Genomic DNA, 5647 nt, shown 5'->3' on the forward strand with positions numbered 1-5647 from the left:
GGCCGGCGGTCTTCGGGATCCGGCGCGGGTGCCAGTCGCCGAGGTCGTGAGCCAGCATGTCGTACAGCATGGCGGCGAGGCCGCCGTTCGCGATCTCGGCGTAGAGCGGCCGGAACCAGGTCTCGTCCTGCATGTGGTCGGCCGAGACCGTGAACACCGCGTACCGGCGCTCGTCCTCGCCGGCCGGCACGATCCAGTCCTCGTTTGAAGCCATGATGATGTGCAGCATGTTCGCGACCGTGATGCCGTCGCGACCCTTGGCCTCGATGAACAGGTCCGGCTCGGTCACGAGGCGCTTCAGCGAACCCTCGGCGCCCTTGTCGCCGGGCCAGTAGGCCTCATCGGCGAACAGAAGGCAGGCGTCGCGCAGGTGACCGTTGAACCGCCCGGCCAGGTGCTCGGCGCTGCTGATGTGCGTGCCGTGCTGACCGAAGATCTGGCAGAGAGCGTTCCCGAGTGTATCCTTGGCTACGACGCAAGCCTACGCCAACAGCTTCGCGAGTGGTCAGTCGCTACCGAGCCCCGGTTCCTCGTCGGGTTCACCGGGCATGGCTCGACCGGCCGGGACCTCGATGGGGTCGACCGCTAAGGCCGGCGGGTTCGGGCTCGCCGGTGTTCAGGGCCTCGGATCATCCGTATCGGTCCAGTTCTCGCCGACGCCAGACGTGGCGTCCTTGTCCGGGCAGCCCCTGACGGTGGACGGCACTCCCGCACAGCCGCCGGACAATTCCTACGGCAACGTCGCTAACGCGCTCGGCGCCGTGAAGGCGCAGCAGCAGGCGAAGGTGCCGGAGTTGAAGCTTGCGAAGCCGTACAAGCCTCAGACGACCTGCCTGCAGAAGGCTCAGCAGATGTTCGATCCGGGCAAGATCTACGGGATGCTGCGTAGTGCCGGATTGTGAGGGTAAGCCGCTTATTCCGCTGCAGCACCTACCGTGTCGGCCATCTTCGCTCCCCGCGTGCCCAGCGGCTGCGGCTCGCCGACCGTCGTGTCTTCGGCCGTCTGGTGCTCCATCTCGGCGTTCACCTGCGCGCCGAGCAGCACGATGATCGTCGAGATCCAGATCCACGTCATGAACCCGATCGCCGCCCCCAGCGAACCGTAGGTCTTGTTGTAGCTGCCGAAGTGGGCGACGTACCACGAGAACAGCAACGAGCCTCCGAGCCAGAGAACTGCCGCCACGGCGCTCCCTCCGGTGACCCAGTGCCAGCGCGGCGCGTCCCGGCTTGGGCCGTAGCGATAGAGCACCGCCAGGCCGCCGAGCACGGCGAGTAGGAGCACCGGCCAGCGCAGAAGGGCCAACCACCAGGCGTCCTTGCCGATGCCGATAAACTCGAACTCGACTGGCAGCACCACGACGGCACCGAGCGCCAGGATCAGGAACAGCAGCGCGCCGGCGGTGAATGCCAGCGACACGAGATTGAGCACGACGAAGTTGCGCTTCTCGCGCTCGTTGTAGACGAGATTGAGCGCGTCGAAGATGTGCTTCATGCCGCCGTTGGCGCTCCACACCGACAGGGCGATACCGAAGAGCAAGCTCAGCCCCAGCGTGGCGTTGCCCTTCTCATTCAGGTTCTTGACCTGGTCGCTGAGGATGTCGAGCGCCCCCTGGGGCAGGATCCCCTGGAGGCTGGCGAGCTGGTCGTTGATGGTCGAGGCATCGGCCACGAGGCCGTAGACGGACACCAAGGCAGCGATGGCCGGAAAGATCGCCAGCAGGGCGAAGAAGGTCACGCCGGCCGACACCAGCATGATCCGGTTCTCACCGATGTCCCGGTAGGTGCGCAGGGCGATATCCTTCCAGCCTTTAGCCGGGATTTCGGTCGGTCGCGTAGCTTGGCGCCCACGATCAGCCTGGGTGCGGGCAACCTCGTGAGCGGCGCTGCCGGAGTGAGAAGGTGAAGTCTGACGCGCCGCTCCGGCTTCATCCTCCGGTGCCTTCTTATCGGCGGATCCTTGGCGAGCCGTGCGACGCGGCAGGGCGACGATGCCGAGGAGGGCGGTGGTCAGGGCCAGTGTCCAGACAAGGGAGTTTCCCTGCTCATCGGGATCAGAACGCGTGCGATCTGGGCGGGAAGGGGTCATTGGAGGCTCCCGCGCAGGTCATGCTATGCAGTGGGGTCACCTGCATCAACGATGAATTGCCCAGGACGTTGCACCGATCAGCTTTGGCGGGGGATCAGCAGGATCAAATAGCTGGTCTGCTGGGCCGGCTCCTCCTGCGGATCGTAGGTCTGGCCGTGCTGCCCGGACAAGGGCTCAAGATGGCGAGCGATGGGACGGGTTTCGAGTTTGGTTCGATCCACCTCGGAGGCCCTTTCTCGCCCACATCGCAGCCGCTGAACGGCGCGCGATCACAACCTCGTCATGACATACAAATTTCAGGTATCTTTGGATGTCATTAACGAGGCAAATTCAATCTCTAGCCAAATTGCAATCTACCTACGATGGTTCAGATGCTGAATAATAATCGAAAGTTTCTGACGATGATACTCCTCGGTACCGCGGTTTCCCTAGCTGTGGTCAGCGGCGCCATCGCAAGCCTGCCGGACTCGGATCACGTCATATCGCAGAAGGGCAAGCAGTTCGGGCCGCGGGACGTCTTCCTGCGATCTGGAGAGCATGTCACCATCGTCAACGACGATGCCAATTTCGTCCATCATGCCTATGTCGAAAGCGAGGCATTCGCTTTCGACTCCGGCGACATCGAGCCCGGCGCCAAGGCCGTCATCACCTTTCCAAAAGAGGGTGATTTCATCGTCCTGTGTGGCATCCACCCAAAGATGAAGCTCGCCGTGCACGTGGAGTAAACGGTCTGAAACCAGCCTTTTCCGCGTCACCTCAGATGACCGGCAGGCGACCGAAACCTTCATACAGCGCTTCGTGGCCGAGGTAGTACAGAGCCAGGAAGGTCGCGAGCGACCCACCATAGTATGCCGGCGCCCAAGCTGCATCGCGCACCCGAACCGCGGTCCGCGCATCGTCGGCCGCAATCCCGAGCAGCACGATGATGATGCCGGAGTGCCCGGTGGCGTCGACCTTGCCGAACTCGAAGATCGCTGAGACGAAGATCCCGGTCAGGATCAGCGCCGCCATGCGCCGCACCAGGAGCGTCCAGACCAGCGAGAAGGCCAGGGTAAACTCGATCACGCCCGCCGACTGCATGAACAGCTCGGGCGAAGCGCCCATAGTCATCTCCGGCTTGGCGGCGATGAGCGGCGCGGTCCACTCGGGATAGGCCCACTTCTCCACGGACGCCCACATCAGGGTTACAGCCGCCGCGTAGCGCACGACATCGAGGGGGCGCAGCCCGAGCGGGCTGATGCCGAGACCGCTCATCACAAGGTAGGCGGCCACGCCGAGGAACACGGGATAGTCGGCCATGTGGAAGAAGCCGTACTGCGCCGTGGCGAACCCGTACAGGAAGGCGATGCCGAGGCCGGTGAATGGCATGGTCCGGCGCCAGATCAGGCAGGCGGCCATGGCGAGCTGCAGCCAGGAGATCCAGCTGGCGTCGGTCTTCAGCTCGGGGGTCAGGATGATGCCGCCGAGATCCCACAGCGAGACGAGGAAGAAGCCGAGGGTGCACCGGACCAGCAGCTCGGTATCCGTGCGGATGCGCGTGGTCACGCGATCCAGGGCGTTCAGCAGAGCGGTGCCGAGCGGAGTACCCTCGACCAGGCAGCCGAACATAAAGCAGACGAGGGCGAGGCCGGTCAGCCACTCGAAATCGACACAGAGCACCTGTTCGAGGCCCCGCGGCTGGCCGGCGACGTCGTAGGCGCAGAACCATTTCACGTGCGCGCTGGCCGAGCCGGTTCCGGCGAGCAGGAGCAGTGGCGGCGCGGCGAGGCTCGCAAGCGTGCGCGTACCCAGGCGCAAGGGGCGCCTAGGCGCCGTGACCCGAACCATGATGACCTCGGAGGACGTAACGGGCATCGACCCGCCTACGTATTTCCTCACAAAGTAGGGCCTCGCGCCAACGATCTATTAACGAATGTTACCAGTTGGTTAACAGCAGTGATTAATGTGGATTAGGGGCATAAACCGACAATTACGTCGACGGACTTCTCCTGCAAGTGTCAGGCGGTCTGGCTGTGTTGCTTGGGCATGCGCTGAGATGGCGAGCAGCGGTATGGCTGTCGAGGTGGCCGTGCTCGGCGTGACTGCGCTGGCGACGCTGCACCGTGATCGACCTAGTCTTTGACGGGACGGATGTGCGTGGCATGGTAGGTCATGGATAGAGCCCCGCCCGCCGTCGTCCGTGTCCTGCCCGATCCTTCGGAGCCCGGACGCTTCAAATGGCATCTCTTCGACGCCGACGACATGCCGCTGAACCCGGTCATCATGTCGGATGGCACCTACGTGAGCGAGGAAGAGGCACGCGCCGCAGGAGAAGAAGCCCTCACTCGACACACGAGATAGTCGGGGCAGCACGGATCGCATCATGCCCGTCTTTGTCGCCCAGCAGATGACGCTGCCCCCGCCAGACCACACGGTCTCTGAGACTCACCTCACGATCGTGCTGGCGGACAATGAGACCGATGCTCGCGAGGCTTTCGGGAAGGTCGTCGGACCAAGCCTCCAGATGACCGTCGAGGAGCTACCGTCGGATCAAGCCAAGGCCGTCCAGAACCAGCTACAGCCGAGGGTGGTGCAGCCGTACAAGGCCGCCCGCCCATAAGTAGCCTCAGTTGAAGCCGAAATCCGGTTTGGCTTCGTGAGCGCTGGAAGGAGTGCAAGCATGATCGATCCGAAGCGTCCTGAGACCGATCATGCTGATGCACCAGCGGGTGAGCGCGCCTATGAGGACCTTCCGGTGAGAGGTACGGTAGAGGGCCCACGCTCGCCGGGCGCCACCGAACCAGACGACATGGGCGCGCCTGAGGGTGATCAGGAAGCCCCGCCTCATGAGCATCCTCGTGATGATGGGAAGGGTTATCGGGGAGCCTAAGTAGCAGGAGGAGCGTGAGGTGTCGGCTTCTTGAACCTCGCGGCGTACGATCGGCAGATAGAGGCTGCCCGGAAGGAATGACTCCAACTCTGCGGACCTCCGGCTTAATCGCCGCGTTAGGCGAAATGCGCGCGGAGTTTTCCATGACCCTTTCGGATCCCACCCGCTTAGCCCTCACAGAAGCTGCCCTCGCATCTGCGGATCGGCTCTGGCGTGATGAGATGCACCGCATCTATGGGCCGGACGGGGTGCTGACCCATGGGTATGCGCCGGAAGGACAGGGCGGCCTCGGCACGCCGTTGCGGCGAAACTACGAGGCCCGGCGTGTGGCAGTCGCGCTACGGCGGCATAAGCGACAGGTATCGGTACGGTGATACCGGAGGCAGTAATGTCTGACAGCGACAAGCGACTGGGTGAGAGCGTCGTGCCCCCGACGATACCGATCCCGAACGTCAACGTGCCGGATCCGACGACCGCCAGCGAGCCCGGGAGCAAGGACCCGGTCGAGGGTGCTACTGGCCATGAGGTTTTCGAAAAGGCCAAGGCAGAGACAGAGCAAAGGAAGTGATTGCGACGGCTCGGCCGCTGACGCTCACCGCAGACCACCTCCTGGCGCCCACGACTGCCCCACTCCCCCGGGGCGGGTTCTAGCCTGGTCCGACAGGCTCCGATACGAGGCTGCACCCCTGATG

7 protein-coding genes are annotated in these 5647 nt (G+C 63.8%); 4 read left to right on the forward strand and 3 right to left on the reverse strand.

What is annotated here, in order from left to right; genetic code table 11:
• Positions 1–436, reverse strand: a 436-nt coding sequence (locus MKL01_RS01335; RefSeq protein WP_313901430.1) for a primase-helicase family protein, incomplete at its 3' end; no start/stop codon positions are given.
• 136 nt (positions 437–572) lie between these two features.
• Here MKL01_RS01335 and MKL01_RS01340 point away from each other — a divergent pair.
• Entirely contained in the window at positions 573–902 is a 330-nt protein-coding gene (locus tag MKL01_RS01340; protein WP_243903443.1) for a hypothetical protein, read from the forward strand.
• A gap of 11 nt (positions 903–913) precedes the next feature.
• Here the strand turns inward: MKL01_RS01340 and MKL01_RS01345 are convergent, their stop codons facing one another.
• Positions 914–2086: a YihY/virulence factor BrkB family protein gene (locus MKL01_RS01345; protein WP_243903444.1), complete on the reverse strand. Its 1173-nt coding sequence runs from the start codon at positions 2084–2086 to the stop codon at positions 914–916.
• Positions 2087–2457: 371 nt separating this feature from the next.
• Between MKL01_RS01345 and MKL01_RS01350 the strand changes: the two genes are divergently transcribed.
• A complete protein-coding gene (locus MKL01_RS01350) occupies positions 2458–2811 on the forward strand; it encodes a methylamine utilization protein (RefSeq protein ID WP_243903445.1) in 354 nt (117 codons plus the stop codon).
• Between the two features lie 31 nt (positions 2812–2842).
• Here MKL01_RS01350 and MKL01_RS01355 read toward each other — a convergent pair whose 3' ends face one another.
• Entirely contained in the window at positions 2843–3913 is a 1071-nt protein-coding gene (locus tag MKL01_RS01355) for a hypothetical protein (protein WP_243903449.1), read from the reverse strand.
• Positions 3914–4448: 535 nt separating this feature from the next.
• Between MKL01_RS01355 and MKL01_RS01360 the strand changes: the two genes are divergently transcribed.
• Both MKL01_RS01360 and MKL01_RS01365 read left to right on the forward strand, forming a co-directional pair.
• Positions 4449–4685 carry a hypothetical protein gene (locus tag MKL01_RS01360; RefSeq protein ID WP_243903446.1) on the forward strand — a complete coding sequence of 79 codons (237 nt, stop codon included), beginning with the start codon at positions 4449–4451 and terminating at the stop codon, positions 4683–4685.
• Between the two features lie 658 nt (positions 4686–5343).
• Positions 5344–5523, forward strand: coding sequence for a hypothetical protein (locus tag MKL01_RS01365; protein ID WP_243903447.1), 180 nt, complete (start codon positions 5344–5346; stop codon positions 5521–5523).
• The last annotated feature ends 124 nt before the right edge of the window (positions 5524–5647 follow it).

This window comes from Methylobacterium sp. J-070 (assembly GCF_022829385.1).
GTDB lineage: Bacteria > Pseudomonadota > Alphaproteobacteria > Rhizobiales > Beijerinckiaceae > Methylobacterium.